22 protein-coding genes are annotated in these 26,710 nt (G+C 59.7%); 14 read left to right on the forward strand and 8 right to left on the reverse strand.

Features of this window, described 5'->3' with window-relative positions:
* Window positions 1-23: 23 nt before the first annotated feature.
* The 4 genes from pabB to rloA form a co-directional block, all read right to left on the reverse strand.
* On the reverse strand, window positions 24-1,361 hold the full coding sequence (gene pabB / locus BVK86_RS26005; RefSeq protein WP_075949108.1) for an aminodeoxychorismate synthase component I: 1,338 nt from the start codon (window positions 1,359-1,361) through the stop codon (window positions 24-26).
* A 149-nt stretch (window positions 1,362-1,510) separates the two neighbouring features.
* Entirely contained in the window at window positions 1,511-2,497 is a 987-nt protein-coding gene (locus BVK86_RS26010) for an alpha-L-glutamate ligase-like protein (protein ID WP_075949109.1), read from the reverse strand.
* Window positions 2,497-4,032, reverse strand: a complete 1,536-nt coding sequence (rloB, locus tag BVK86_RS26015) for an osmotic stress tolerance membrane protein RloB (protein ID WP_075949110.1) — start codon at window positions 4,030-4,032, stop codon at window positions 2,497-2,499. The genes BVK86_RS26010 and rloB overlap by 1 nt, the downstream gene beginning before the upstream one ends.
* A 5-nt stretch (window positions 4,033-4,037) precedes the next feature.
* Window positions 4,038-4,574 carry a retropepsin-like aspartic peptidase RloA gene (gene rloA, locus BVK86_RS26020; protein ID WP_075949111.1) on the reverse strand — a complete coding sequence of 179 codons (537 nt, stop codon included), beginning with the start codon at window positions 4,572-4,574 and terminating at the stop codon, window positions 4,038-4,040.
* A gap of 299 nt (window positions 4,575-4,873) precedes the next feature.
* Between rloA and BVK86_RS26025 the strand changes: the two genes are divergently transcribed.
* From BVK86_RS26025 to prpD, 6 genes are all read left to right on the forward strand, one after another.
* Window positions 4,874-5,593: a GntR family transcriptional regulator gene (locus BVK86_RS26025; protein ID WP_075949112.1), complete on the forward strand. Its 720-nt coding sequence runs from the start codon at window positions 4,874-4,876 to the stop codon at window positions 5,591-5,593.
* Entirely contained in the window at window positions 5,590-6,480 is an 891-nt protein-coding gene (gene prpB / locus BVK86_RS26030) for a methylisocitrate lyase (RefSeq protein WP_075949113.1), read from the forward strand. Before BVK86_RS26025 ends, prpB begins: the two co-directional genes overlap by 4 nt.
* Window positions 6,481-6,520: 40 nt before the next feature.
* A complete protein-coding gene (gene prpC / locus BVK86_RS26035) occupies window positions 6,521-7,648 on the forward strand; it encodes a bifunctional 2-methylcitrate synthase/citrate synthase (protein ID WP_075949114.1) in 1,128 nt (375 codons plus the stop codon).
* A 201-nt stretch (window positions 7,649-7,849) separates the two neighbouring features.
* Entirely contained in the window at window positions 7,850-10,444 is a 2,595-nt protein-coding gene (gene acnD / locus BVK86_RS26040; protein ID WP_075949115.1) for a Fe/S-dependent 2-methylisocitrate dehydratase AcnD, read from the forward strand.
* Between the two features lie 67 nt (window positions 10,445-10,511).
* Window positions 10,512-11,702, forward strand: coding sequence for a 2-methylaconitate cis-trans isomerase PrpF (prpF, locus tag BVK86_RS26045; protein ID WP_075949116.1), 1,191 nt, complete (start codon window positions 10,512-10,514; stop codon window positions 11,700-11,702).
* Window positions 11,703-11,896: 194 nt separating this feature from the next.
* Window positions 11,897-13,381: a 2-methylcitrate dehydratase gene (prpD, locus tag BVK86_RS26050; RefSeq protein ID WP_075949117.1), complete on the forward strand. Its 1,485-nt coding sequence runs from the start codon at window positions 11,897-11,899 to the stop codon at window positions 13,379-13,381.
* 129 nt (window positions 13,382-13,510) lie between these two features.
* Here prpD and ppsR read toward each other — a convergent pair whose 3' ends face one another.
* Window positions 13,511-14,329, reverse strand: a complete 819-nt coding sequence (ppsR, locus tag BVK86_RS26055) for a posphoenolpyruvate synthetase regulatory kinase/phosphorylase PpsR (protein WP_075949118.1) — start codon at window positions 14,327-14,329, stop codon at window positions 13,511-13,513.
* A 174-nt stretch (window positions 14,330-14,503) separates the two neighbouring features.
* Here ppsR and ppsA point away from each other — a divergent pair, with 174 nt between their 5' ends.
* The 8 genes from ppsA (at window position 14,504) to BVK86_RS26100 (ending at window position 22,667) form a co-directional block, all read left to right on the forward strand.
* Entirely contained in the window at window positions 14,504-16,879 is a 2,376-nt protein-coding gene (gene ppsA, locus BVK86_RS26065; protein ID WP_075949119.1) for a phosphoenolpyruvate synthase, read from the forward strand.
* A gap of 185 nt (window positions 16,880-17,064) precedes the next feature.
* Window positions 17,065-18,054, forward strand: coding sequence for an alpha/beta fold hydrolase (locus tag BVK86_RS26070; protein WP_075949163.1), 990 nt, complete (start codon window positions 17,065-17,067; stop codon window positions 18,052-18,054).
* A gap of 137 nt (window positions 18,055-18,191) precedes the next feature.
* A complete protein-coding gene (gene rraA / locus BVK86_RS26075; protein WP_075949120.1) occupies window positions 18,192-18,683 on the forward strand; it encodes a ribonuclease E activity regulator RraA in 492 nt (163 codons plus the stop codon).
* Between the two features lie 26 nt (window positions 18,684-18,709).
* Window positions 18,710-19,705: a zinc transporter ZntB gene (locus BVK86_RS26080; RefSeq protein ID WP_075949121.1), complete on the forward strand. Its 996-nt coding sequence runs from the start codon at window positions 18,710-18,712 to the stop codon at window positions 19,703-19,705.
* A gap of 63 nt (window positions 19,706-19,768) precedes the next feature.
* On the forward strand, window positions 19,769-20,017 hold the full coding sequence (locus BVK86_RS26085; protein ID WP_075949122.1) for a CrfX protein: 249 nt from the start codon (window positions 19,769-19,771) through the stop codon (window positions 20,015-20,017).
* Between the two features lie 2 nt (window positions 20,018-20,019).
* Window positions 20,020-20,844: a mechanosensitive ion channel family protein gene (locus BVK86_RS26090; RefSeq protein WP_034147984.1), complete on the forward strand. Its 825-nt coding sequence runs from the start codon at window positions 20,020-20,022 to the stop codon at window positions 20,842-20,844.
* A gap of 90 nt (window positions 20,845-20,934) precedes the next feature.
* Complete coding sequence (gene sigX / locus BVK86_RS26095; RefSeq protein ID WP_075949123.1) at window positions 20,935-21,525, forward strand: RNA polymerase sigma factor SigX; 591 nt, start codon at window positions 20,935-20,937, stop codon at window positions 21,523-21,525.
* Window positions 21,526-21,632: 107 nt separating this feature from the next.
* Window positions 21,633-22,667, forward strand: a complete 1,035-nt coding sequence (locus BVK86_RS26100; protein ID WP_075949124.1) for an OmpA family protein — start codon at window positions 21,633-21,635, stop codon at window positions 22,665-22,667.
* Window positions 22,668-22,777: 110 nt separating this feature from the next.
* Here BVK86_RS26100 and cobA read toward each other — a convergent pair whose 3' ends face one another.
* The 3 genes from cobA to BVK86_RS26115 are packed head-to-tail and all read right to left on the reverse strand — an operon-like array spanning window position 22,778 to window position 26,461.
* On the reverse strand, window positions 22,778-23,545 hold the full coding sequence (cobA, locus tag BVK86_RS26105) for a uroporphyrinogen-III C-methyltransferase (RefSeq protein ID WP_075949125.1): 768 nt from the start codon (window positions 23,543-23,545) through the stop codon (window positions 22,778-22,780).
* Between the two features lie 25 nt (window positions 23,546-23,570).
* Complete coding sequence (locus BVK86_RS26110) at window positions 23,571-25,241, reverse strand: bifunctional protein-serine/threonine kinase/phosphatase (RefSeq protein WP_075949126.1); 1,671 nt, start codon at window positions 25,239-25,241, stop codon at window positions 23,571-23,573.
* An 8-nt stretch (window positions 25,242-25,249) separates the two neighbouring features.
* Entirely contained in the window at window positions 25,250-26,461 is a 1,212-nt protein-coding gene (locus BVK86_RS26115) for a nitrate/nitrite transporter (protein WP_075949127.1), read from the reverse strand.
* Between the last annotated feature and the right edge of the window lie 249 nt (window positions 26,462-26,710).

Below are 26,710 nucleotides of genomic sequence, written 5' to 3' on the forward strand. Positions count from 1 at the left end.
GCAAGCTTCCTCGCCACAAAAGTCTAAAGGTTCTGCAGGGTATCGAGCAGCACTTTCACCTTGGTGATCGACTCCTGATACTCGGCCTGCCACTCGGAATCCGCGACGATTCCGCCACCGCCCCAGCAACACACCTGCCCATCCTTGACCAACAAACTGCGAATCGCGATGGAGCTGTCCATCTCGCCGCGCACGTCCAGATACAGCAACGAACCGCAATACAGTCCGCGTCGGGTCGGTTCCAGCTCATCGATGATTTGCATCGCGCGGATTTTCGGCGCGCCGGTGATCGAACCGCCCGGAAAACTGCCGGCGATCAGGTCCAGTGCATCCCGACCATCCGCCAGCTCACCCGTCACGCTGCTCACCAGGTGATGCACGTTCGGATAGCTTTCGAGGCTGAACAATTCTGGCACCGAAACCGAACCGGTGCGGCAGGTGCGGCCAAGGTCATTGCGCAGCAGGTCGACGATCATCAGGTTTTCCGCGCGGTCCTTGGGGCTGTCCAGCAGTTCGGCAGCGTTGGCCGAGTCTTCGGCAGGCGTCAGGCCACGCGGGCGGGTGCCTTTGATCGGGCGGGTTTCGACATGGCCTTCGCTGACTTTGACGAAACGCTCCGGGGACAGGCTGAGCACGGCGCCCCCGTCAGGCAGGCTCTGGAACCCGGAAAACGGTGTCGGGCACGCCAGACGCAACGCGCAATAAGCCGTCCACGGATCACCCTCGCACGCTGCGCGGAAGCGCTGGGCGAAGTTGACCTGGTAGCAGTCACCGGCCTGGATGTATTGCTGAATCCGCTCGATTGCCTGGCGATACTGATCGGCACTCAGGTCGGCATTCATCGGCGTTTGCAACTTGAACGGTATGAGCGCTTCGGTAGTCGGTTGGCTGAACAGCTGGATCAGGCGCTGACGTTCGCTGTCGGCCAATGTCGGGTGAAACACCAACTGGCTGGTCATCTGCTGGTGATCGCTGATCAGCGCCCAGTCGTACACACCAAAACGCGCATCCGGCAATTGCAGGTCGTCCAGCGCCTGGCTTGGCAGGGTCTCCAGATGTCGGCCGAAGTCATAGCTGAGGTAACCGATCAGCCCCCCGGCGAACGGCAGCTCATGGGGAACAGTCGCTTCACCGAGTCGAGTCAGATTGTCGCGAAGGCGTTGCAGGAAATCGCCGCCACTTTCGTCGGGCGCAACCGTGAGTTGTTCCAGCGGCCATGCGCTGAGCAAGTCGTAGCGCCCGCGGTCGGCGCTGGGGCGGCCGCTGTCGAGCAGTACGGCGCCAGGGGCATGACGAATGGCCGCGAAGTACTCGGCGGGGTTGGCGCGGTAGGGCAGTGGGTGTACGGAGCAGGTCAGCATGGGCGGGTTGGATCAGCCATCGAGGCGGGGTGGCGATTGTAGTCCCCTCGGGGAATTGCTCCTAGAGGGGATGTCGGGGATTGGCAGGTGGGTGGCTTCGAGAACCTGTGGCGAGGGAGCAAGCTCCCTCGCCACAAAAAAAGCAGGGATCAACCCTCGACCGGCGGAATATGCCCAAACATTTCCTGTACGAACGCCATGCGCTCTTCCACGGTTTCGGTCACGCCGCGCGCCTTCAACTCTTCCAGCCGCGCCTCGACGGCGTGGGTGCGCAGCGTCAACCCGCAATCGTTGGCAATCTGAATGTTCAAGCCGGGACGGGCGTTGAGCTCCAGAATCAGCGGGCCTTTTTCCTGGTCGAGCACCATGTCGACGCCGATGTAACCCAGCCCGCACAGCTCATAACAACCGGCGGCGAGTTTCATGAAACCGTCCCAGTAGGGCAGTTGCACGCCGTCCACCGCGTTGGTGGTGTCCGGGTGCTTGGTGATGATGTTGTTCAGCCAGGTGCCGCGCAGGGTCAGGCCGGTGGCGAGGTCGACACCGACGCCGATCGCGCCCTGGTGCAGGTTGGCCTTGCCGCCTGACTGACGGGTCGGCAGGCGCAGCATGGCCATCACCGGGTAGCCCATCAGCACGATGATGCGGATGTCCGGCACGCCTTCGTAGCTGATGCTCTTGAAAATCTGGTCCGGGATCACGCGGTATTCGATCAGCGCCCGATCACGGTGTCCGCCGAGCGAATACAGCCCGGTGAGGATGCTGGAAATATGGTGCTCGATCTCTTCGTGGGCGATGATTTTACCGGACACCGTGCGATAGCGGCCCTCGAAGCGGTCGGCCACGACAATGATGCCGTCGCCCCCGGCGCCCTGTGCCGGTTTGATCACGAAGTCGTTGCGCCCGCCGATGATCTCGTCGAGCTTTTCGATTTCTTTCTCTGTGGAAATCACGCCATACAGTTCCGGCACATGAATGCCGGCGGCGATGGCGCGCTCCTTGGTGAGGATCTTGTCATCGACGATCGGGTACAGGCTGCGCTTGTTGTACTTGAGTACATAGTCCGCGTTGCGCCGATTGATACCCATGATGCCCCGGGCTTCCAGGGCCTTCCAGGTTTTCCAGAAGCCGAACATCAAGTGTCAGCCTTTTTCAGGAAGGCCTTGAAACGCACCAGTTCAGTCAGGCGATAACCGCGATAGCGCCCCATCGCCAGCATGAAGCCCACCAGGATCAACAGGACCGCCGGGAAGGTGAACACGAAGTACACCAGTTCCGGCACGCTCATGATCAAGTGCGCCAGGGAGGCGGCGAACAGCGTGCCGATCGCCACTTTCATGGCATGGCCACCGCCACGCTCTTCCCAGGTGATCGACAGGCGTTCGATGGTCATGGTCAGAATCACCATCGGGAACAGTGCAACCGACAGCCCGCGTTCCAGACCGAGCTTGTGGCTGAACAGGCTGATAGCAGCGATCAACACCACCACAAACGTCAGCACCACCGACAGCCTCGGCAGCATTTGCAGCTTGAGGTGTTCAAGGTAGGAGCGCAGCGACAGCCCCAGTGCCGTGATGATGGTAAACAGTACGATGCCGAAGCCGAGCTGGGTTTCGCGGAAGGCCAGGGCAATCAGTACCGGCGTGAACGTGCCCAGCGTCTGGATGCCGATCAGGTTGCGCAGGACCAGGATCACCAGCACGCCGATCGGGATCATCACCATGATCATGAAGGTCTGCTGGGTTTGCAGTGGCAAGCCGTACAGCGAGTATTCGAGGAAGTTGGCGTCGGTGTTTTCATCCGTCAGCTTGGCCAGGCGAATGGCGTTCATTTCGCTGTTGTTCATGCTGAAGGTGACAGAGGCTTTCTTGCCGCCATCGACGGTGATCAGGTTTTCATCGCCGGTCCACCACAGCAGGCGGTCGGTCGGCAGGCCCTGTTCGCCGGTTTCCGGGTTGAAGTACAGCCAGTCGGTTCCGTTGAAGCTGCGCAACCAGAGTTCCGGTGTCTGCGGCTGGTCGGCCACCAAGCGGACGGTGTGGACTTTTTCCACCGGGACGTGGGCGATCGAGAGCAGCAGTTCGACGATCTTCGCCTTGTGTGCCGGGGTCGGGTCGCCGGCCAACAGCATCTTGGCGTTGTCGTCGTTGCTGTTGTTGACCCGCTTGATGGCTTCGCTGATGAAGGTCTCGACGTCCGCCGAATGCTGGCGGATCGGCGCGAGCAGGGCTTCGGCGGCGATTTTCTCAGGGCCTTCGATGGCGATGCTGTCGCGGAAGGTCGGGCCTTTGATCTTGGCTTTTTCAGCGGTGTAGCGCTTGGTCAGCACCAGGCGGTAATACAGCGTCTGGTTGCCCTTGGCCCGACGCGCCGACCAGGTGACTTTGCGGTTGCCGTCGACGCGGTTCACGGCCACGCCGTAGTTATTGGAGATGAAGCTCTCGTTAAGACTGACGTAGTCGCGGCTCAGGGGTGGCACGAACATCTGGATCTTGACCGGGTCTTTGGCACTGGCGACGAACTCAACCTTGGCGTCGATGTTCCACAAGTCGTCGGTGGCGTCTTCGGTCACGGGAATGCCGAGCACGAAGATCTGATAGGCCGTAACTGAAATGCCCAGCACCACCAGGATGGCGATCAGCATTTTCAGATGAAGGGTAAGAGAGCGCATTGGAATTACTCTGCGGTATGAGCGTCGGTAGCGCAGGCGGGTTTGCCGGCAGCGTATTTAAGACTGGGATCGACCAGCGCATCGAAGCGTTTCAGTGCTTCGGAGCCAATCAAGAGCGGATATTGGAAGGCGCTTCGGTCGGTTAGGTTCACTTCGATGGTGCGTAAAGCCGAACCCATGCAGATATCGAGCTCGATCACCGGACGAGCGGTGTACTTTTTGCCTTCTTCCGGATCGTAGTCGCCGGCCCGGCGCTTGATCTTGCTGACACGGGCCAGCGGTCGTTCAATTGGGTGTGAGTGGGCGGCGTCGATGGCCAGGTAGAAGCGCACCCAGGACTCGCCATTGCGCTTGAAGCGCTTGATGTCGCGGGCACTCAGGGAGGCGGTCTTCGCCCCGGTGTCGAGTTTGGCCGCCACTTCCAGGTCGATGCCGCCCAGGGAAGCGTACTCATTGAGACCGTACACGGTCTTTTCCCCCGCCGCTGCAAACCCCGGCAGGCAAAGAAGATAAAGGAAGGTGGGAAAAGGCTTGAGTCTCATAAATCCTGGTGCGCAGCGGGCCATACTTCGATTCAAGACCCTGGCATTACTGCGCAAGCTCCTTCGTATGCCTATCAGTGTTTTATGACAGACAGTGCAGATGTGACAAACAAATGCGGGCGGCATTCTAGCACGGTGGTTTGTTGGCGCCAGCGCTGGCGGGTGGCTATAAACCGTAGGGCTGCTTTGTTATGGTGCGGCCGGTTATTAGACGATTGTCGACAATATCCAATTATCCTTTGACTATACTCGTCGTATTCGCTAGTTTTTGCGGCATTGGCTTTCAAGGTGTCGACAATATGCTGGATCAACTCGATCCCCCGGTTTCTACCCAAGACGATTCGGAGACGCTTTCCGAGAACGTCTTCCGCCGTATTCAGGCGGCCATCGTCAAAGGCGATATCGCGCCGGGCAGTAAAATCTCCGAGCCAGAGCTGGCCCGTACCTACGGCATCAGTCGCGGCCCGCTGCGCGAGGCCATCCACCGTCTGGAAGGCCAGCGCCTGCTGGTGCGCGTGCCGCACGTCGGGGCGCGGGTGGTGTCGCTCAATCATGCCGAGTTGATCGAGCTTTACGAAATCCGCGAATCCCTGGAAGGCATGGCCTGCCGCCTGGCCGCTGAACGCATGAGCGTAGAAGAAATCGACGAACTGCGTCGGGTGCTCGAAACCCACGAGCGCGACGAGGCGTTCCAGGCTGGCCGGGGCTATTACCAACAGGAAGGCGACTTCGACTTTCACTACCGGATCATCCAGGGCAGCGGCAACCGCACGCTGACCCAAATGCTGTGCGGCGAGTTGTATCAACTGGTGCGCATGTACCGCATCCAGTTTTCCACCACGCCCAATCGCCCGCACCAGGCCTTTGCCGAACACCACCGAATTCTCGATGCCATCGCCGACCGTGACGGCGAGCTGGCCGAGTTGTTGATGCGCCGCCACATCGGCGCCTCCAAACGCAATATCGCCCGTCATTACCAGGACGGCGTTAACCCGACAGCCAAACGAGGTGAGTCATGAGTTCCAACAAGAGCACTCCAGGCCAGCGTTTCCGCGATGCGGTCGCCAGCGAGCATCCATTGCAAGTGGTCGGCGCAATCAACGCCAACCACGCGCTGCTGGCCAAGCGCGCCGGTTTCAAGGCGATCTACCTCTCGGGTGGCGGGGTGGCTGCCGGCTCCCTTGGCGTGCCGGATCTGGGCATCACTGGCCTGGATGACGTGCTGACGGACGTGCGCCGCATTACTGATGTTTGCGATTTGCCGCTGCTGGTGGACGTGGACACCGGTTTCGGTTCCTCGGCGTTCAACGTTGCGCGCACCGTCAAGTCGATGATCAAGTTCGGCGCGGCGGCGATTCACATTGAAGACCAGGTCGGCGCCAAGCGCTGCGGTCACCGTCCTAATAAAGAGATCGTCTCCCAGCAGGAAATGGTCGACCGTATCAAAGCAGCCGTCGATGCCCGCACCGATGACAGCTTCGTGATCATGGCCCGTACCGACGCCCTGGCGGTGGAAGGTCTGGAATCTGCCCTGGATCGCGCCGCAGCATGCATCGAGGCCGGTGCTGACATGGTGTTCCCGGAAGCCATCACCGAACTGGACATGTACAAGCTGTTCGCCAGCCGCGTGAAAGCACCGATCCTGGCCAACATCACCGAATTCGGCGCGACGCCGCTGTACACCACCGAGCAACTCGCCGCGGCCGACGTGTCGCTGGTGCTGTACCCGCTGTCGGCCTTCCGTGCGATGAACAAGGCAGCGGAAAATGTCTACACCGCGATCCGCCGCGACGGTACGCAACAGAACGTCATCGACACCATGCAGACTCGCATGGAGCTTTACGATCGCATCGACTACCACACCTTCGAGCAGAAGCTCGATGCGTTGTTTGCGGCGAAGAAGTAAGTCGAATAACTCCCTAATAAATTCAAGATTGGAGACAACAATGGCCGAAGCAAAAGTACTCAGTGGCGCCGGGCTCCGTGGCCAGGTGGCCGGGCAAACCGCACTGTCCACCGTGGGCCAGTCGGGCGCAGGTCTGACCTATCGCGGCTACGACGTACGCGAACTGGCGGCTGACGCACAGTTCGAAGAAGTCGCTTACCTGCTGCTGTACGGTGAACTGCCGAGCAAGGCGCAACTGAACGCCTACACCACAAAGCTGAGCAAGCTGCGCGACCTGCCGCAAGCGCTGAAAGAAGTGCTGGAGCGCATCCCCGCCGATGCTCACCCGATGGACGTGATGCGCACCGGCTGCTCATTCCTGGGCAACCTTGAGCCGGAGAACGACTTCTCCGAGCAGCACGACAAAACCGACCGTCTGCTGGCCGCGTTCCCGGCGATCATGACTTACTGGTATCGCTTCAGCCACGAAGGCAAACGCATCGAGTGCGTGAGCGACGAGCCGTCCATCGGCGGCCACTTCCTGCACCTGTTGCACGGCAAGAAGCCGAGCGAGCTGCATGTCAAAGTGATGAACGTTTCGCTGATCCTCTACGCAGAGCATGAGTTCAACGCCTCGACCTTCACCGCACGTGTCTGCGCGTCGACCCTGTCCGACCTGTATTCGTGCATCACCGCGGCCATCGGTTCGCTGCGTGGTCCGCTGCACGGTGGCGCCAACGAAGCGGCGATGGAAATGATCGAGCGCTTCTCTTCGCCTGAAGAGGCAGTCGAGGGCACCCTCGGCATGCTGGCGCGCAAGGACAAGATCATGGGCTTTGGCCACGCGATCTATAAGGACAACGATCCGCGTAACGAGGTGATCAAGGGCTGGTCGAAGAAACTCGCCGACGAAGTGGGCGACAAGGTGTTGTTCCCGGTTTCCGAAGCCATCGACGCCACCATGTGGGAACAGAAAAAACTGTTCCCGAACGCCGACTTCTACCATGCCTCGGCGTACCACTTCATGGGTATCCCGACCAAGTTGTTCACGCCGATTTTCGTCTGCTCGCGCCTGACCGGCTGGGCGGCCCACGTCTACGAACAACGCGCCAACAACCGCATCATCCGCCCGAGCGCCGAGTACACCGGCGTCGAACAGCGCAAGTTCGTGCCAATCGAACAACGCTGAATGGTGAGCTGACCCGGCGCCGGAGAGCACCGATATACCCTGTGGGAGCGAGCCTGCTCGCGAAGACGGATTGACATTCAACATCAATGTTGACTGAGACACCGCATTCGCGAGCAGGCTCGCTCCCACAGTGAGTGGTGCGAACTTCAAGTCTGGTACCAGGCCCACCCTTTGTATTTACCGTGACCCGAGTCCTGACCGATGAACACAGAATTCCGCAAATCGCTGCCCGGCAGCCACCTGGATTACTTCGACGTCCGTGCGGCCGTCGAGGCCATTCAGCCCGGCGCCTACGACACCCTGCCTTACACCTCTCGCGTGCTGGCGGAAAACCTTGTGCGTCGCTGTGACCCGGCCACGCTCACTGAATCCCTGAAGCAATTCATCGAGCGCAAGCGCGACCTCGACTTCCCGTGGTTCCCGGCCCGTGTGGTGTGCCACGATATTCTCGGCCAGACCGCACTGGTCGACCTCGCGGGCCTGCGTGACGCGATCGCCCTGCAAGGCGGCGATCCGGCGCAAGTCAACCCGGTGGTGCCGACGCAGTTGATCGTCGACCACTCCCTGGCCGTCGAGCGCGGCGGCTTCGATCCGAAAGCGTTCGAGAAGAACCGCGCGATCGAAGACCGCCGCAATGAAGACCGTTTCCACTTCATCAACTGGACCAAGAAGGCGTTCAAGAACGTCGACGTGATCCCGCCGGGCAACGGCATCATGCACCAGATCAACCTGGAGAAAATGTCTCCGGTGATCCAGGTGCGTGACGGCGTGGCGTTCCCTGATACTTGCGTCGGCACCGACAGCCACACCCCGCACGTCGATGCGCTGGGCGTGATCGCCATTGGCGTCGGAGGTCTGGAAGCCGAGAGCGTGATGCTCGGCCGCGCATCGTGGATGCGTCTGCCGGAAAGCGTCGGCGTCGAACTGACTGGCAAGCTGCAGCCGGGCATCACCGCCACCGACATGGTGCTGGCGCTGACCGAGTTCCTGCGCAAGCAAAAAGTGGTGGGTGCATGGCTGGAGTTCTTTGGTGAGGGCGCAGCAGCGCTGACTTTGGGCGACCGTGCGACCATTTCCAACATGGCCCCGGAATACGGTGCCACCGCGGCGATGTTCTACATCGACCAGCAGACCATCGACTACCTCAAGCTCACCGGCCGTGAAGACGAGCAGGTGCAGTTGGTCGAGAACTACGCCAAGACCACCGGCCTGTGGGCTGACAGTCTCAAAGGCGCGCAATACGAGCGCGGCCTGACGTTCGATTTGTCTTCGGTGGTGCGCAACATGGCCGGTCCGAGCAACCCGCACGCCCGTGTCGCGGTATCGGATCTCGCGGCCAAAGGTATCTCCGGCAAGTGGGAAAATGTGCCTGGCCAAATGCCTGACGGCGCGGTGATCATCGCGGCCATCACCAGTTGCACCAACACCAGTAACCCGCGCAACGTGATCGCCGCTGGCCTGCTGGCGCGCAACGCCAACAAGCTGGGTCTGACCCGCAAGCCATGGGTCAAGTCGTCCCTGGCACCGGGCTCGAAAACCGTGGCACTGTACCTCGATGAAGCCGGCCTGACCCATGAGCTGGAACAGCTCGGTTTCGGTGTCGTGGCCTTCGCGTGCACCACTTGCAACGGCATGTCCGGCGCACTGGACCCGGTGATCCAGCAAGAGATCATCGACCGCGATCTGTACGCCACTGCCGTACTGTCCGGCAACCGTAACTTCGACGGCCGGATTCACCCGTACGCCAAGCAAGCGTTCCTCGCGTCGCCGCCATTGGTGGTCGCTTACGCCATCGCTGGCACCATCCGTTTCGACATCGAAAAAGATGTGCTGGGCGTGGTGGATGGCAAGGAAATCCGCCTGAAAGACATCTGGCCGAGCGACGAAGAAATTGATGCTGTAGTGAAAGCCTCGGTGAAGCCTGAGCAGTTCCGTCAGGTCTACATCCCGATGTTCGCCATCCACGAAGACACCGGCCCGAAAGTCGCGCCGCTGTACGACTGGCGCGAGATGAGCACCTACATCCGTCGTCCGCCGTACTGGGAAGGCGCATTGGCCGGTGCGCGTCCGCTCAAGGGCATGCGCCCGCTGGCGGTACTGCCGGACAACATCACCACTGATCACCTGTCGCCATCCAATGCGATCATGCTTGACAGCGCCGCTGGCGAATACCTGGCGAAAATGGGCCTCCCGGAGGAGGACTTCAACTCTTACGCGACGCACCGTGGCGACCACCTCACTGCACAGCGCGCCACCTTCGCCAACCCGAAACTGTTCAACGAAATGGTTCTGGAGAACGGCAAGGTCAAGCAGGGTTCCCTGGCTCGCGTGGAGCCGGAAGGTAAAGTCATGCGCATGTGGGAAGCCATTGAAACCTACATGGATCGCAAGCAGCCGCTGATCATCATCGCTGGTGCCGACTACGGGCAGGGCTCATCCCGCGACTGGGCTGCCAAAGGCGTACGCCTGGCCGGTGTCGAAGCGATTGCCGCCGAAGGTTTCGAGCGCATCCATCGCACCAATCTGGTGGGCATGGGCGTGTTGCCGCTGGAGTTCAAACCCGGCACCAACCGCCACACCCTGGCGATCGACGGCAGCGAAACCTACGACGTGATTGGCGAACGTACGCCACGCGCGGAGCTGACACTGGTGATCCATCGCAAGAACGGTGAACGCGTCGATGTGCCGGTGACCTGCCGTCTCGACACCGCCGAAGAAGTGTCGATCTACGAGGCCGGCGGCGTGTTGCAACGCTTCGCCCAGGACTTCCTCGAAGAATCGGCGGTAGCCGTTTAACACTTGCTGCGCTGACACGGGACTTTGAGTCCCGTGTCTGTTTTCTAGCTAAGGAGTAAGCAACACCATGGCTCATGCACCGCAAATCAAAATTCCAGCGACTTACATGCGCGGCGGCACCAGTAAAGGCGTGTTCTTCAGCCTGAAGGATTTGCCAGAAGCCGCCCAGGTGCCCGGCCCGGCCCGCGATGCGTTGTTGTTGCGCGTGATTGGCAGCCCCGACCCGTACGACAAACAAATCGATGGCATGGGCGGCGCGACCTCCAGTACCAGCAAAACCGTGATCCTGTCGAAAAGCATCAAGGCCGATCACGACGTCGATTACCTGTTCGGTCAGGTCTCGATCGATAAGCCTTTCGTGGACTGGAGCGGCAACTGCGGCAACTTGTCGGCGGCGGTCGGTTCGTTCGCGGTCAGCAATGGCCTGGTGGACGCCAGCCGCATCCCGCACAACGGCATTGCCGTGGTGCGCGTGTGGCAGGCCAACATCGGCAAGACCATCATCGCCCACGTGCCGATCACCGAGGGTGAGGTGCAGGAAACCGGCGATTTCGAACTCGACGGCGTGACCTTTCCGGCGGCAGAAGTGCAGATCGAGTTCCTCGATCCGGCGGCGGACGAAGAAGGCGGTGGCGGTTCGATGTTCCCCACCGGCAACCTGGTGGACGACCTCGAAGTACCCGGTGTAGGCACTCTCAAGGCCACCATGATCAACGCCGGCATTCCGACGATTTTCGTCAATGCCGAAGACATCGGCTACAAGGGGACCGAACTGCAAGGCGCGATCAACGGTGATCCGAAAGCCTTGCTGATGTTCGAAACCATCCGCGCTTACGGCGCAGTGCGCATGGGCCTGATTGCCAATGTCGACGAAGCGGCCAAGCGTCAGCACACGCCGAAAGTGGCGTTCGTGGCCAAGCCTGCGGACTACGTATCGTCCAGCGGCAAAGCGGTTGGCGCCGGTGATGTCGATCTGCTGGTGCGTGCGTTGTCCATGGGCAAGCTGCACCACGCGATGATGGGCACGGCGGCTGTCGCCATCGGCACCGCGGCGGCGATTTCCGGCACCTTGGTCAACCTGGCTGCGGGCGGCGTAGAGCGCAACGCTGTGCGCTTCGGGCATCCGTCCGGCACCTTGCGCGTCGGCGCCGAAGCCAGCCAGGTCAACGGCGAATGGACCGTGAACAAAGCCATCATGAGCCGCAGTGCGCGGGTGTTGATGGAAGGGTTTGTGCGAGTGCCGGGTGATTCGTTCTGATTCGCTCCCTGTAGGAACCGGCTTATTGGCGATAGCGTCCTTGAAATCGCCATCGCCAAGCAAGCCGGTTCCTACAGAAGACACCACCTCCTTGTAGGAGCTGGCTTGCCAGCGAAGAGGCCGTCAAATTCAACATCATTGTTTTGTGTGACACCGCTATCGCTGGCAAGCCAGCTCCTACAGGTGAATCGAACATGAGCGCCAACGTCGACCTGAACAACCGTCCTGACTACGACAAGGTCCTGCAGGACATTGCCGATTACGTACTCAACTACAAGGTCGAATCCAAAGAGGTGCTGGAGACCGCGCGCAACTGTCTGGTCGATACCTTGGGTTGCGGCCTGTTGGCCTTGCGTTTTCCCGAGTGCACCAAGCATTTGGGGCCTGTGGTCGAAGGCACCGTCGTGCCGTTCGGTGCCCGCGTGCCCGGCACCAGTTACCGGCTCGATCCGGTGAAGGCGGCGTGGGACATCGGTTGCATCGTGCGCTGGCTCGATTACAACGACACCTGGCTCGCCGCCGAATGGGGGCACCCGTCGGATAACCTCGGCGGCATTCTCGCGGTGGCCGACCATTTATCACAAAAGCGCCTGGCCAATGGCGAAGCACCGCTGACTGTTCGTATAGTTCTTGAAGCGATGATCATGGCCCACGAGATTCAAGGCGTGATCGCCCTGGAGAACTCGTTCAACCGCGTCGGCCTCGATCACGTCATTTTGGTGAAAGTCGCCTCGACGGCCGTGACGGCGAAACTGATGGGCGCCAATCGCGAGCAGTTGTTGTCGGCGATATCTCACGCCTTTGCAGATGGTCAGGCACTGCGCACGTACCGGCATGCACCGAATGCCGGTTCGCTTAAATCCTGGGCGGCGGGGGATGCGTCCAGTCGTGGTGTGCGCCTGGCGGACATGGCGATGCGCGGGGAGATGGGTATTGCGGGTGTTTTGAGTGCCAAACAATGGGGTTTTTACGACGTGTTGTTCAGCCACACCAACAATGATCTGGCGCTAAAACCCGAAGACAAGCGGGCATTCAGTTTTTCCCGCACGTACGGCAGTTACGTGATGGAAAACGTGTTGTTCAAAATCAGTTTCCCCGCCGAGTTCCATGCGCAAACGGCGTGTGAAGCGGCAGTCACCTTGCATCCGCAGGTGCGCAATCGCCTGCACGAAATCGACAGGATCGTGATCACCACCCATGAGTCGGCGATTCGCATCATTTCCAAGGTGGGCCCGTTGGCCAATGCCGCTGATCGCGATCATTGCATCCAGTACATGACCGCTGTGCCGTTGGCTTTCGGCAATCTGGTGGCCGAGTATTACGAGGACGATTTCCACAAGGCGCATCCGATCATCGATGTGCTGCGCGACAAGATGGTGATTGTCGAGGATCCGCGATTCACCCGTGAATATCTGGAGCCCGATAAACGCTCGATTGCCAACGCGGTGCAGGTGTTTTTCAAGGGTGGGACCCGCACCGAGAATGTGGTGGTGGAGTATCCGATTGGGCATCGGCGGCGCCGTGCCGAGGGTATTCCTCTGTTGGAAGAGAAATTCAAGGCGAACCTGCTGACACGATTCACCGGGCAACGCAGTGGGGAGATTTTTGAGTTGTGCAAGGATCAGCGGAAGCTTGAAGCGACCGCAGTGAATCGGTTTGTGGATTTGTTTGTTATCTAGGAGATCGCGTTATCGTTCATCGCGGGCAAGCCCGCACAGGGTTTTGTTTTGAATGCAAAATCTGCATACATCAGATAACCCTGTGGGAGCGAGCCTGCTCGCGATGAGGCCGGAACAGGCAATAAGGACTTACTTGAAGCGCCGTTCCACACCTTTTTCCACAAGGATTTTCGCGGAGATTTCTTCCACCGAAAAATGCGTGGAATTGATATGCGGGATGTTCTCGCGGCGGAACAGGTTTTCCACCTCGCGCACTTCAAACTCGCACTGGGCGTAACTCGAATAGCGGCTGTTGGGCTTGCGCTCGTTGCGGATCGCGGTGAGACGGTCGGGGTCGATGGTCAGGCCGAACAGCTTGTGTTGATGGGCGCGCAGGGCGTTTGGCAGTTGCAGGCGCTCCATGTCGTCCTCTGTCAGCGGGTAGTTGGCCGCGCGGATGCCGAATTGCATGGCCATGTACAGGCACGTCGGTGTCTTACCACATCGCGACACGCCCACTAGTATCAGGTCGGCCTTGTCGTAATAGTGCGTGCGGGCGCCGTCGTCGTTGTCGAGGGCGAAGTTAACGGCTTCGATACGCTCCATGTAATTGGAACTGGTACCGATGGAGTGGGATTTGCCCACGGTATAGGAAGAATGCTCGGTCAGTTCCTGTTCAAGGGGTGCCAGGAACGTCGAGAAAATGTCGATCATGAAACCATTCGAGGTAGCGAGAATCTCACGAATGTCCTGATTGACGATGGTGTCGAAGATAATCGGACGAAAGCCGTCGGTTTCGGCGGCTTTGTTGATTTGTTGTACCATGGCCCGCGCTTTGTCCACGTTGTCGATGTACGGCCGCGTGACTTTGCTGAAGGTAATGTTTTCGAACTGCGCCAGGAGGCTTTGACCCAGGGTTTCGGCGGTAATGCCGGTGCCATCGGAGATAAAGAAAGCAGATCGTTTCATTTGCACCTTGGGCCTTAAGCTAGTGACGAATCTTGGATATGATAGGCGCGATTTGTCGGCCGCCATTGGCCCGCATTCTCACTTATTTTCCAGGTCCAGGCCATATAGCCGGCAAATGCCCATTCAAGCAGCCGGTTTCTGAGCTTTTCCAACACAGTTAGTGGAGAGATCACCTTGGTAGAGTACGTAGTTTCCCTCGACAAGCTCGGCAAACACGACGTTGAGCACGTGGGGGGCAAGAACGCATCCCTGGGCGAGATGATCAGCAACCTTGCGGGTGCCGGCGTATCGGTGCCCGGTGGCTTCGCCACGACCGCTCAGGCATACCGTGACTTCCTGGAACTGAGCGGCCTGAACAAGCAGATTCACGACGCCCTCGATGCCCTTGACGTCGACGACGTGAATGCCCTGGCCAAGACCGGTGCCCAGATCCGTCAATGGATCATGGAAGCCGAGTTCCCGGAAAAACTCAATGCCGAGATCCGCACCGCGTTCGCCACGCTGTCCGCCGGCAACCCTGACATGGCCGTGGCCGTGCGCTCTTCCGCTACCGCCGAAGACCTGCCGGACGCTTCCTTCGCCGGCCAGCAGGAAACCTTCCTGAACATCCGTGGTGTCGAAAACGTCATTCGCGCCGCCAAAGAGGTGTTCGCTTCGCTGTTCAACGACCGCGCCATTTCCTACCGCGTGCACCAGGGCTTCGACCACAAGCTGGTTGCCCTTTCCGCTGGCGTGCAGCGCATGGTCCGTTCCGAAACCGGCACCGCCGGCGTGATGTTCACCCTCGACACCGAGTCGGGCTTCCGTGACGTGGTGTTCATCACCGGCGCCTACGGCCTGGGTGAAACCGTCGTGCAAGGCGCGGTGAACCCGGATGAGTTCTACGTCCACAAAGGCACGCTGGACGCTGGTCGCCCGGCCATCCTGCGCCGCAACCTGGGCAGCAAGGCCATCAAGATGATCTACGGCGACGAGGCCAAGGCCGGTCGTTCGGTCAAGACCGTCGACGTGGACAAGGCTGATCGCGCCCGTTTCTGCCTGAGCGATGCTGAAGTCAGCGAACTGGCCAAGCAGGCGATGATCATCGAGAAGCACTACCAGTGCCCGATGGACATCGAGTGGGCCAAGGACGGTGACGACGGCAAGCTGTACATCGTGCAGGCCCGTCCGGAAACCGTAAAGAGCCGCACCCAGGCCAACGTCATGGAACGTTACCTGTTGAAAGAAACCGGCACCGTGCTGGTTGAAGGCCGCGCCATTGGCCAGCGCATCGGCGCCGGCAAGGTCCGCATCATCAAGGACGTGTCCGAAATGGACAAGGTCCAGCCAGGCGACGTACTGGTTTCCGACATGACCGACCCGGACTGGGAACCGGTCATGAAGCGCGCCAGCGCCATCGTCACCAACCGTGGCGGTCGTACTTGCCACGCGGCGATCATCGCCCGTGAACTGGGCATCCCGGCCGTTGTGGGCTGTGGTAACGCCACCCAGCTGTTGAAAGACGGCCAGGGCGTAACCGTTTCCTGCGCCGAAGGCGACACCGGTTTCATCTTCGAAGGCGAGCTGGGCTTCGACATCAAGAAGAACTCCGTGGACGCCATGCCGGAGCTGCCGTTCAAGATCATGATGAACGTCGGCAACCCGGACCGCGCCTTCGACTTCGCGCAGCTGCCGAACGCCGGTGTGGGCCTGGCCCGTCTGGAGTTCATCATCAACCGCATGATCGGCGTGCACCCCAAAGCACTGCTGAACTACGACGGTCTGCCGCTGGACATCAAGGAAAGCGTCGACAAGCGCATCGCCGGTTACGACGATCCGGTGGGCTTCTACGTCGAGAAACTGGTTGAAGGCATCAGCACCCTGGCAGCAGCGTTCTGGCCGAAAAAGGTCATCGTGCGTCTGTCGGACTTCAAGTCCAACGAATACGCCAACCTGATCGGCGGCAAGCTGTACGAGCCGGAAGAAGAGAACCCGATGCTGGGCTTCCGTGGCGCTTCGCGTTACATCAGCGAATCGTTCCGCGACTGCTTTGAACTCGAATGCCGCGCCCTCAAGCGCGTACGCAACGAGATGGGCCTGACCAACGTCGAAATCATGGTGCCGTTCGTTCGTACTTTGGGCGAAGCGAGCCAGGTTGTAGACCTGCTGGCCGAAAACGGCCTGGCCCGTGGCGAGAACGGCCTGCGTGTCATCATGATGTGCGAACTGCCGTCCAACGCCATTCTGGCCGAAGAATTCCTCGAATTCTTCGACGGTTTCTCCATCGGTTCCAACGACCTTACCCAGTTGACCCTGGGGCTGGACCGTGACTCCGGGATCATCGCGCACCTGTTCGACGAGCGTAACCCGGCGGTCAAGAAGCTGTTGGCCAACGCCATTGCCGCGTGCAACAAGGCTGGCAAGTACATCGGCATCTGCGGTCAGGGACCTTCGGATCACCCGGACCTGGCCAAATGGCTGATGGAGCAGGGCATTGAAAGCGTTTCGTTGAACCCGGACTCCGTACTGGAAACCTGGTTCTTCCTCGCCGAAGGTCAGGCGCAGGCTTGATCAGCATGTGAACGACGGCCTGACCCTGTGGGAGCGAGCCTGCTCGCGAAGACGGAGCAACATCTGCCATGGATGTTCGCTGATACACCGCTTTCGCGAGCAGGCTCGCTCCCACATGGGGCGGGCCTTGAGATTGAAGTAGGGCGGGCTCCATCTGGATGCCGCCCTTTTTTGTGCAAGAGATTATGCAAAGCAGCAGCAACCTATTTCCTGTCGCCCTGATCAGCGCCGAGCGGCGCGGCGATCTGAGCGAAGACGTGTATCGTTTGAAACCGGCCAACAGCCCGGACCCGAGTGTCGAGCTGGCGGTCACCCGCTTGGGCATGGCCGATGAGCCTGCCTTGCGTGGCGTGCCAGTGATCCTGCTGCACGGCAGCTTTTCCAATCGACGCTTCTGGTTTTCCCCCAAGGGACTGGGCCTTGGGGCGTATCTGGCGCGCCTGGGGTTCGACGTATGGATCGCGGAAATGCGCGGTCACGGCCTGTCGCGGCGCAACCAGAACTATCGCAAGAACCGCGTCGCCGACTATGCGCGCTACGATCTGCCGGCCATTGGTGCATTCGTGCGTGAGCAGAGTGGACAGGTCCCGCACTGGATCGGCCATTCGCTGGGCGGAATCACCCTGGCGGCGGCGCTGGGCGGTGAGTACATCGGCGAGCCGGTGGTGGCGTCTGCAGCGTTCTTTGGCACCCAGGTCAGCCGCACCTACTGGCCGCTGAAAATTCCACCGGTGGAGTGGGGCGGGCGCTTTATCCTCAAGCGTTTCGCCCAGCTGTCGGGCTCACGGCTCAAGCGCGGCCCGGAGGACGAGCCGATTGGCCTGGCCCTGGAAAGCATGCGCTGGTATGGCTTGTTCGGCCGCTTTGGCGACGCTGACAAGGACTGGTGGGCGGGGCTCGCCGAGGTGAACATGCCGGTGCTCGCCGTAAGTGCGGCGGGTGATCATCAAGATCCTGCCTGGGCTTGCCGCAAGTTGTTTGAGCAAGTGGGCTCCGAGCACAAGCAGTACATCAATCTGGGCCGCGAGCAGGGTTTCGGCGAGAATTTCGGCCACGTCGAAATGCTCGTCAGCAAAGCCGCACAGGTTGAAGTCTGGCCTCTGGTGGCGCGCTGGCTGGCGGATCCGCACACGCCGTTATTCGCTGAACAAGCGGATCTGGCCAAGGCGATCTAAGCTGGGCGCTCTATCAAGGGCATTTCGCTCTCATCGGCTTGCGGCTAAGATATGACGCATTGAGCTGTTCTGGTCATTTTCGATGACTGATTCATCAGTGAAGTTCGTGCTGTCTCCCTTATTACAGGAGTTTCTCGATGAACCATTACCTCACGCCTGACCTGTGCGACGCCTACCCGGAACTGGTCCAGGTGCTGGAACCGATGTTCAGCAATTTTGGCGGCCGTGATTCCTTCGGCGGCGAAATCGTGACCATCAAGTGCTTCGAAGACAACTCGCTGGTCAAGGAACAAGCCGAACTCAAAGGCAACGGCAAGGTGCTGGTGGTCGATGGCGGTGGCTCCCTGCGTCGTGCGCTGCTGGGTGACATGATCGCCGAGAAAGCCGCGAAAAACGGCTGGGAAGGGCTGGTGATCTACGGTTGCATCCGTGACGTCGACGTCATCGCCCAGACCGATCTGGGGGTCCAGGCCCTGGCCAGCCACCCGATGAAGACCGACAAGCGTGGGCTTGGCGACCTCAACGTAGCCGTGACCTTCGCCGGGGTGACCTTCCATCCAGGGCACTACCTCTATGCGGACAACAACGGTGTGATCATCTCGCCGAGCCCGCTGAAAATGCCTGAATAAAATACCGATTGACTGAAGGAATGCGGATGTTCGAGGAAGAAAACGCGCAATGGGGGCTGGTGCATGCCCTGGTGCTGGACGGTAAAGGTGGCGCGCGTTCGATAGCCCGGACTGAACTCGATGAACTGCAGCTGCAGGCCCATGAAAGCCTGTGGCTGCATTGGGATCGCAGTCATCCGCAAACCCAGACCTGGTTGCGTAAATACAGCGGGTTGAGTGAGTTCAGCTGCGATCTGCTGTTGGAAGAAAATACCCGTCCGCGGCTTTTACAGCTTCCCGACAGCGAACTGCTGCTATTTTTGCGTGGGGTCAACCTCAATCCGGGTGCCGAGCCAGAAGACATGGTGTCGGTGCGGATCTTCGGTTCCGCCCAGCGCGTCATTTCCTTGCGCCTGCGGCCGCTGCGCGCCACTGAAGAGCTGCTGGCGCAACTTGAGGAGGGCAAAGGGCCGAAAACTGCCTCCGAGCTGATTCTCTGCATGGCGCAGTACCTCACCAACAAGGTGCAGGATCTGGTCAGTTGCCTCTCGGAAGTGGTCGATGAGGAAGAAGAAAAGCTCGATGCCGACGAACGGTATACGCCCGAGCATGGATCAATCTTGCAGATCCGTCGCCGGGCCGCTGCGTTGAAGCGTTTTCTTGCTCCGCAGAGGGACATTTTCGGTCAACTGACACGGATCAAACTGCTCTGGTTCGTTGAGGACGATGCTAACTACTGGAACGAATTGAACAACAGCCTGACCCGCTATCTTGAAGAGCTCGAATTGACCCGAGAGCGCGTGGGGCTTGTGCTGGAGGCTGAAGATCGGCGATTGAGCGTGCGCATGAATCGCACGATGTATCGTTTCGGTGTCATCACCGGGATCTTTTTGCCGATGAGTTTTTTGACCGGGCTTTTGGGGATCAACGTCGGTGGTATTCCATTCTCTGCGAGCCCGTATGGTTTCCTGATTGCATGCCTGTTGGTGGTTTCGGTGGCATTGGGGCAGTGGTGGTTATACCGACGTTTGCGCTGGGTCTGAAGGAGTGGCATGTGACCCGAGCAAATTTCACCGCGTCTTTCACAGACATCACGAGAGGTGCGTATGCACGATCCGTTTGAACAGTCTTTGCGCGACATGCTCAACGCATCACCGTCCACCCGGGACGACGATGCGTGCCTGGGGCGTGTACTGAAAACCGCCAACCGCCAGGTCGGCGCCGGTGATTTGTTCAGCCTGCTGGGCCGTTGGTTGCCTGCCCTGATGATCGCCCTGAATAACGGATCGGCCCACGTGTCGCCGGTGTCCCGTCTTCGTAAACCTACCGCTCGCACTGCTGATAAGGCTGATTGAATATGGAACTTGATCTCTGGACACAGAGCCTCGTCACTGCAATGACTGCGTTATGGACCAAGATTGCCAACTTCATTCCGAACCTGTTCGGTGCACTGGTTGTGCTGCTGCTGGGTTTTGTCGTGGCCAAGCTGCTGGACACGCTGCTTTCCAAGTTGCTCGCCAAGCTGGGCCTTGATCGCCTGATGGGCGGCACCGGCCTGACCAAGCTGCTGTCCCGCGCCGGCCTGCAAGTCCCGATCTCGACATTGATCGGCAAAATCGTCTATTGGTTTGTTCTGCTGATTTTTCTGGTTTCAGCCGCAGAATCCCTTGGACTTGAGAGAGTTTCAGCTACGCTGGACATGCTGGCGCTGTATTTGCCGAAGGTATTTGGTGCCGCGCTGGTGTTGCTGGTCGGTGTTTTGCTGGCGCAACTGGCCAATGGGCTGGTGCGTGGAGCGGCAGAGGGCGTGGGCCTTGACTACGCTTCGGGGCTGGGGCGAATTGCCCAGGGCCTGGTGATCATCATCAGCATCTCGGTGGCGATCAGTCAGTTGGAGGTCAAGACTGACCTGCTCAACCATGTGATCGTGATCGTTTTGATTACCGTTGGTCTGGCAGTTGCGCTGGCCATGGGTTTGGGAAGCCGGGAAATTGCCGGTCAGATTCTTGCGGGAATCTATGTGCGTGAGTTGTATCAGGTTGGGCAACAAGTGCGAGTTGGAGAGGTCGAAGGGCAGATCGAAGAGATCGGCACGGTTAAAACCACATTGCTGACCGATGAGGGTGAGCTAGTCTCTCTCTCCAATCGGATCCTGCTTGAGCAGCATGTGAGTAGCCGCTAACCCGGCAAACCCTGCTAATGTATGCCGCCGCAAAATGCCGCCTGATGCTGGCTGCGGCGGACATTGACCTGACTGTCGGCCCGACTTGTTTTGAATAAAGCCCAATCGCTATCCATGCGCTACGACCCCCGCGAGCTCTCTGATGAGGAGTTGGTCGCGCGCTCGCATACCGAGCTGTTTCACGTAACGCGCGCCTATGAAGAATTGATGCGACGTTACCAACGAACATTATTTAACGTCTGTGCACGATATCTCGGGAACGATCGCGACGCAGACGATGTCTGTCAGGAAGTCATGTTAAAGGTGCTGTACGGCCTGAAGAACTTCGAAGGCAAATCGAAGTTCAAGACGTGGCTATATAGCATCACGTACAACGAGTGTATAACGCAGTATCGGAAGGAACGGCGAAAGCGTCGCTTGATGGACGCATTGAGTCTTGACCCCCTCGAGGAAGCGTCTGAGGAAAAGGCGCCGAAACCCGAGGAGAAGGGCGGACTTGATCGCTGGCTGGTGTATGTGAACCCGATTGACCGTGAAATTCTGGTGCTACGATTTGTCGCAGAGCTGGAGTTTCAGGAGATCGCGGACATCATGCACATGGGTTTGAGTGCAACAAAAATGCGGTACAAACGCGCTCTAGATAAATTGCGTGAGAAATTTGCAGGCATTGCTGAAACTTAGTTCGGCGCAAATATCTCTTACGTGTAGGCAAGGTCTGATAGACTTGCCGCCGAGTTGTCCCCCGGTTTGCGGGACTGCTTCACAATCACCAGATGGGGATTTAACGGATGAAACTGAAAAACACCTTGGGCTTGGCCATTGGTTCTCTTATTGCCGCCACTTCGTTCGGCGCTCTGGCACAGGGCCAAGGCGCAGTTGAAATCGAAGGCTTCGCAAAGAAAGAGTACTACGACAGCACTCGTAACTTCAAAAACGACGGCAATCTGTTCGGTGGTTCGGTTGGTTACTTCCTGACCGACGACGTTGAACTGCGTCTGGCTTACGACGAAGTGCACAACGTACGTTCCGATTCCGGCCAGAACATCAAGGGCGCCAACACCGCTCTGGACGCTCTGTACCACTTCAATAACCCAGGCGACATGCTGCGTCCTTACGTCTCGGCCGGTTTCTCCGACCAGAGCATCGACCAGAACGGTTCGAACGGTCGTGACCGTTCCACCTTCGCCAACGTTGGTGGCGGCGCCAAGCTGTACTTCACTGACAACTTCTACGCCCGTGCCGGCGTTGAAGCTCAGTACAACATCGACCAGGGCAACACCGAGTGGGCTCCTAGCGTCGGTATCGGTGTGAACTTCGGTGGCGGCTCCAAGCCTGCTGCTGCTCCAGTTCCAGCACCCGCTGAAGTTTGCTCCGACAGCGACAACGATGGCGTTTGCGACAACGTTGACAAGTGCCCGGACACCCCAGCCAACGTAACAGTTGACGCTGATGGCTGCCCGGCAGTTGCTGAAGTAGTTCGTGTTGAGCTGGACGTGAAATTCGACTTCGACAAGTCGGTAGTCAAGCCCAACAGCTACGGCGACATCAAGAACCTGGCTGACTTCATGAAGCAGTACCCATCCACCACCACTACTGTTGAAGGTCACACTGACTCCGTCGGTCCTGACGCTTACAACCAGAAACTGTCCGAGCGTCGTGCAAACGCCGTTAAGCAAGTTCTGACCAACCAGTACGGTGTTGAATCGTCCCGCGTTCAGTCCGTCGGCTACGGCGAATCCCGCCCAGTTGCTGACAACGCAACTGACGCTGGCCGCGCTGTAAACCGTCGCGTAGAAGCGCAGGTTGAAGCTCAAGCTAAGTAATTAGCTCGCCGCTCTTAGAAAAGCCCGGCTTAGGCCGGGCTTTTCTTTGTCTGCGATTTGCTGTTGAGGCGTGAGATGCCGGTTTACAGCCAAAAGATCGCAACCAGTGTCTACACCAGCTGCGCGTAGACACCTGCAGGCGCTGCCGAAAGTTGCGATCCTTCGATCTTTCCGCTAGCCGCCACTGCTCCGATGACCAATATCGCCGGACTCTTCAGGCCGAAGGCGTAAGCATCCTCTTCCATCGCCGTCAGATCACTGCGGCATTCCCGTTGCTGTGGCAGTGATGCGTTTTCAATCATTGCCACTGGCGTATCCATCGCCATCCCCCCGGCCAACAGCTGCTCGCGAATTTCGCTGAGCTTGGCCACGCCCATGTAAATCACCAACGTCGTACCGCCCTGGGCCAGAGCCTGCCAGTTCAGGCTGCTGCCGTCCTGAGTATGTGCGGTCACCAGTGTCACCCCGCGCGCGACACCGCGCAGCGTCAACGGGATATCGCATTGCGTGGCTCCGGCGAGCCCCGCCGTGATGCCATTGACCAGCTCGACCTCAACCCCGCGCTCACGCAGCCACTGCGCCTCTTCACCGCCGCGCCCGAAAATGCACGGATCGCCGCCCTTGAGTCGCACCACGCATTTTCCCTGGCGCGCGTAACGCAGCATCAGACGATGGATGAACGCTTGGGGCGTGGAGCGGCAGCCACCGCGTTTACCGACAGGAATGACTCGCGCCTGCTGGCAATGTTCGAGGACCGCGGTATTCACCAGATCATCGATCAATACCACATCCGCCTCTCTCAATGCCCTTACGGCCTTGAGTGTCAGCAGTTCCGGATCACCAGGTCCCGCGCCCACCAACCAGACTTTTGCGCTCATTGTGAGTTCCTCAAATGAAATGGCATCAGCCATGAAATACCGCAAATAACAGCGCCAGATTCGCCAGCAATGACACCAGTGCCAACGTTCGCCACACCTTCAACGGCTCACGTTCAAGCAGTGGGCGAGGGCGTACAGTCAAGCTGTGTCGTTCGCCTTGTTCGATCAGTAATAACCATTCTTCCGCCGTTTCAAAACGTTGTCCGGGATCGGCGGCAACCGCCCGTTCCAGACTTTGCGTCAACCAATCCGGCAGGTCGGGGCGATAACGGCTGGCGCTGATGGGTCTGCCGAACCGTGGTCGTTGAAACGCTTCGATTTCGCCGTAGGGAAAATGCCCGGTCAGCAGGAAAAACAGGGTCACGCCGACCGCATAGAGATCCTGCTGCGGTGTCGGTACTTCGCCGCGAAACGCTTCCGGTGCAATGAAGCTCGGCGTGCCGGGGAGGGCAGAGGGTTGGTCTTCAGACAAACCGGGGCAATAGGCGAGGCCGAAGTCCAGCAAGCGCAGCTCGCCATCGTCTCCCAGCAGCAGGTTCTCCGGTTTGATGTCGCGGTGGAGGATCTGCCGACGGTGCAGCAGGCCGACCGCTTTTAGCAGGCGTTCGGCCAGGTCCTGCCACTGGGCCAGTGGCAGCGGGCCGGTTTGCGCGTGCAACTGCGCCAGGGTCGTGCCGGAATATTCGCGCATCACGTAGTACAAATGCTGACGCTGGCTGGCGGCATGGACTTCAGGGAAATGCCGGCCTGCCACACGCTTGAGAAACCATTCTTCCGACAGCAAGGCTTGCCCGGCCCGATGATCGTCGTGCAGGTGGCCGGGCAGGGTTTTCAGCAGCCATGGTTGTTGCTGACTGTCGCGCACTCGATAGAGCAGCGACTGCTGGCTCTGGCCGCGTATCCCATCCACCTGCCAGCCCTCGAAATCCTGTCCGGGTTTCAGGGCCGGCGGCAATGGCCATTGCTGCAGGTGAATCAAGGCATCGCCAATACTGGTTTCACCGAGGCCGTCGACCCGCACCAGCAGCGCACTGGCGTTGTCCTGGCTGCCGGCCAGGTGCGCGGCATGTACCAGCGTCTTTGCGGCGCTATCGAGATCCGGTTGATCGCGCAGGATCGCGGCGATCGCGGTGTCACCGAGAACCGCCCAGATGCCGTCGCTGAGCAGCACGAAGCTCTCATCCAGGCGCAATTCACCGTCGAGGAAATCCAGCACCAGGTGTTGATCCAGTCCCAGCGCTCGCTTGAGCACATGCTGCATGCCCGGTTGATCCCAGACGTGATCCTCGCTGACGCGCTGCAATTGCTCGGCGTGCCAGCGATACACCCGGCAATCGCCTACGTGAGCCAAAGTAAAACGCCTGCCACGCAGCACCAGAGCGCTCACCGTGGTCAGTAGCGGTTGCCCGCCACCGTTGGCCTGCAACCAGCGGTTCTGCGCCAGCAGCAGGCGATCAAGGGCTTGTGCCACGCCCCAGGTTTCCGGGGTGGCGTAGTAATCCAGTGCGAGCGCCTGCAATGTCGAACGGGCTGCCAGGCCACCATCGGCGCACTGGCTGACGCCGTCGGCGATGGCGAACAGGTAACCCTTGCTGGCCGCCAGCGCCGGGGCTGGCGTCACCAGGCGCAGGGCGTCCTGATTCTCTTCGCGAGGGCCGGTGGCGCTGGCTTCGGCGAAGCTCAGTTGCAGGCTCATTTAAGACCTCAAACCCGCGCAGCAGTCACGGCTGCCGAACCCCAGGTGGTTCTCCAGCGACGTTTCACGCCGTGCAGGCCGAACCATGCGAGCACTGCCAGGCTGGCGAACAACCACAACGCCAGCTGGTAACTGCCGGTGCTTTGCTTGATTGCGCCCATGCCTGCTGCCAGGGCAAAGCCACCGATTCCGCCGGCCATGCCGATCAAACCGGTCATGACGCCGATTTCGCGGCGAAAACGCTGTGGGACCAATTGGAAAACTGCGCCGTTGCCTGCACCCAAACCGAGCATGGTGCAGACGAAAAGCGCCAGGGCGGCGTAGGAACTTGGCAGGTTGAACCCCACGGCTGCAATGCAGATCGCCGCGACGGTGTACATGCCCAGCAAGGTGCGGATGCCACCGAAGCGATCTGCCAAAGCACCGCCCAGTGGTCGCATCAGGCTGCCACCAAACACGCAGGCAGCGGTGTAGTAACCGGCGGTCACCGGGCTCAGGCCATATTGGTCGTTGAAGTAGCCGGGCAGGGCGCTGGCCAGGCCGATGAAGCCACCGAAGGTCACGCTGTAGAAGAACATGAACCACCAGCTGTCGCGGTCGCCCAGGGCCTTGAAGTAATCGGCCATCGACTTGGCTTTCGGCCGTTCAGGGGCATTCTTGGCCAGCCAGGCGAACACGATCAGGGTCAGGATCAACGGGATCAGGGCGAAGCCGAACACGTTGCTCCAGCCAAACGCGGCCGCCAGCACCGGCGCAATCAGCGCGGCAAGGACAGTGCCTGAGTTACCGGCCCCGGCGATGCCCATCGCCTTGCCCTGGTGCTGCGGCGGATACCACTGCGACGCCAGCGGCAGAGCCACGGCGAAGGACGCGCCGGCCATGCCGAGGAACAGTCCCAGCAGCAGTGCTTGTTCGTAGGTGTGGATGCCGAGTTTCCAGGCACCGAACAATGCGCAGATCACAATGACCTGGCCAATCAGGCCGGCGGTTTTTGGTGACAGGCGATCAGCCAGCATGCCCATGGCAAAGCGCAGTATCGCGCCGGCCAGAATCGGCGTGGCCACGACCATGCCGCGCTGTTGGGTGGTCAGGTGCAAGTCACCGGCAATCTGAACTGCCAGGGGGCCGAGCAGGTACCAGACCATGAAACTCAGGTCGAAATAGAGGAACGCCGCGAACAGGGTCGGGGTATGGCCGGATTTCCAGAAGCTTGAATTCATCGCGCACCTCAGCTGATAGGAGTCTCGAACGGGAGCCAAAACAAAAAAACGCCGCCACCTGATTCGCCTTGGGGCAAATGAGGTGAGCGACGTCTTTGTCGTAGATTGGGCAACCGCCGTTGGTTACCTGTGGTGATTTCTTTGCGAGATTTGTGCCAATAGTTCGCTTTTGTGGCGAGGGTGCATGCTCCCGCTCGGCGTCGAGGCCGTCCTGTAACCGAGTGTGCCTGATTCACAGAGGCCGCAACT

Source organism: Pseudomonas reinekei (assembly GCF_001945365.1).
GTDB classification, from domain to species: Bacteria; Pseudomonadota; Gammaproteobacteria; order Pseudomonadales; family Pseudomonadaceae; genus Aquipseudomonas; species Aquipseudomonas reinekei.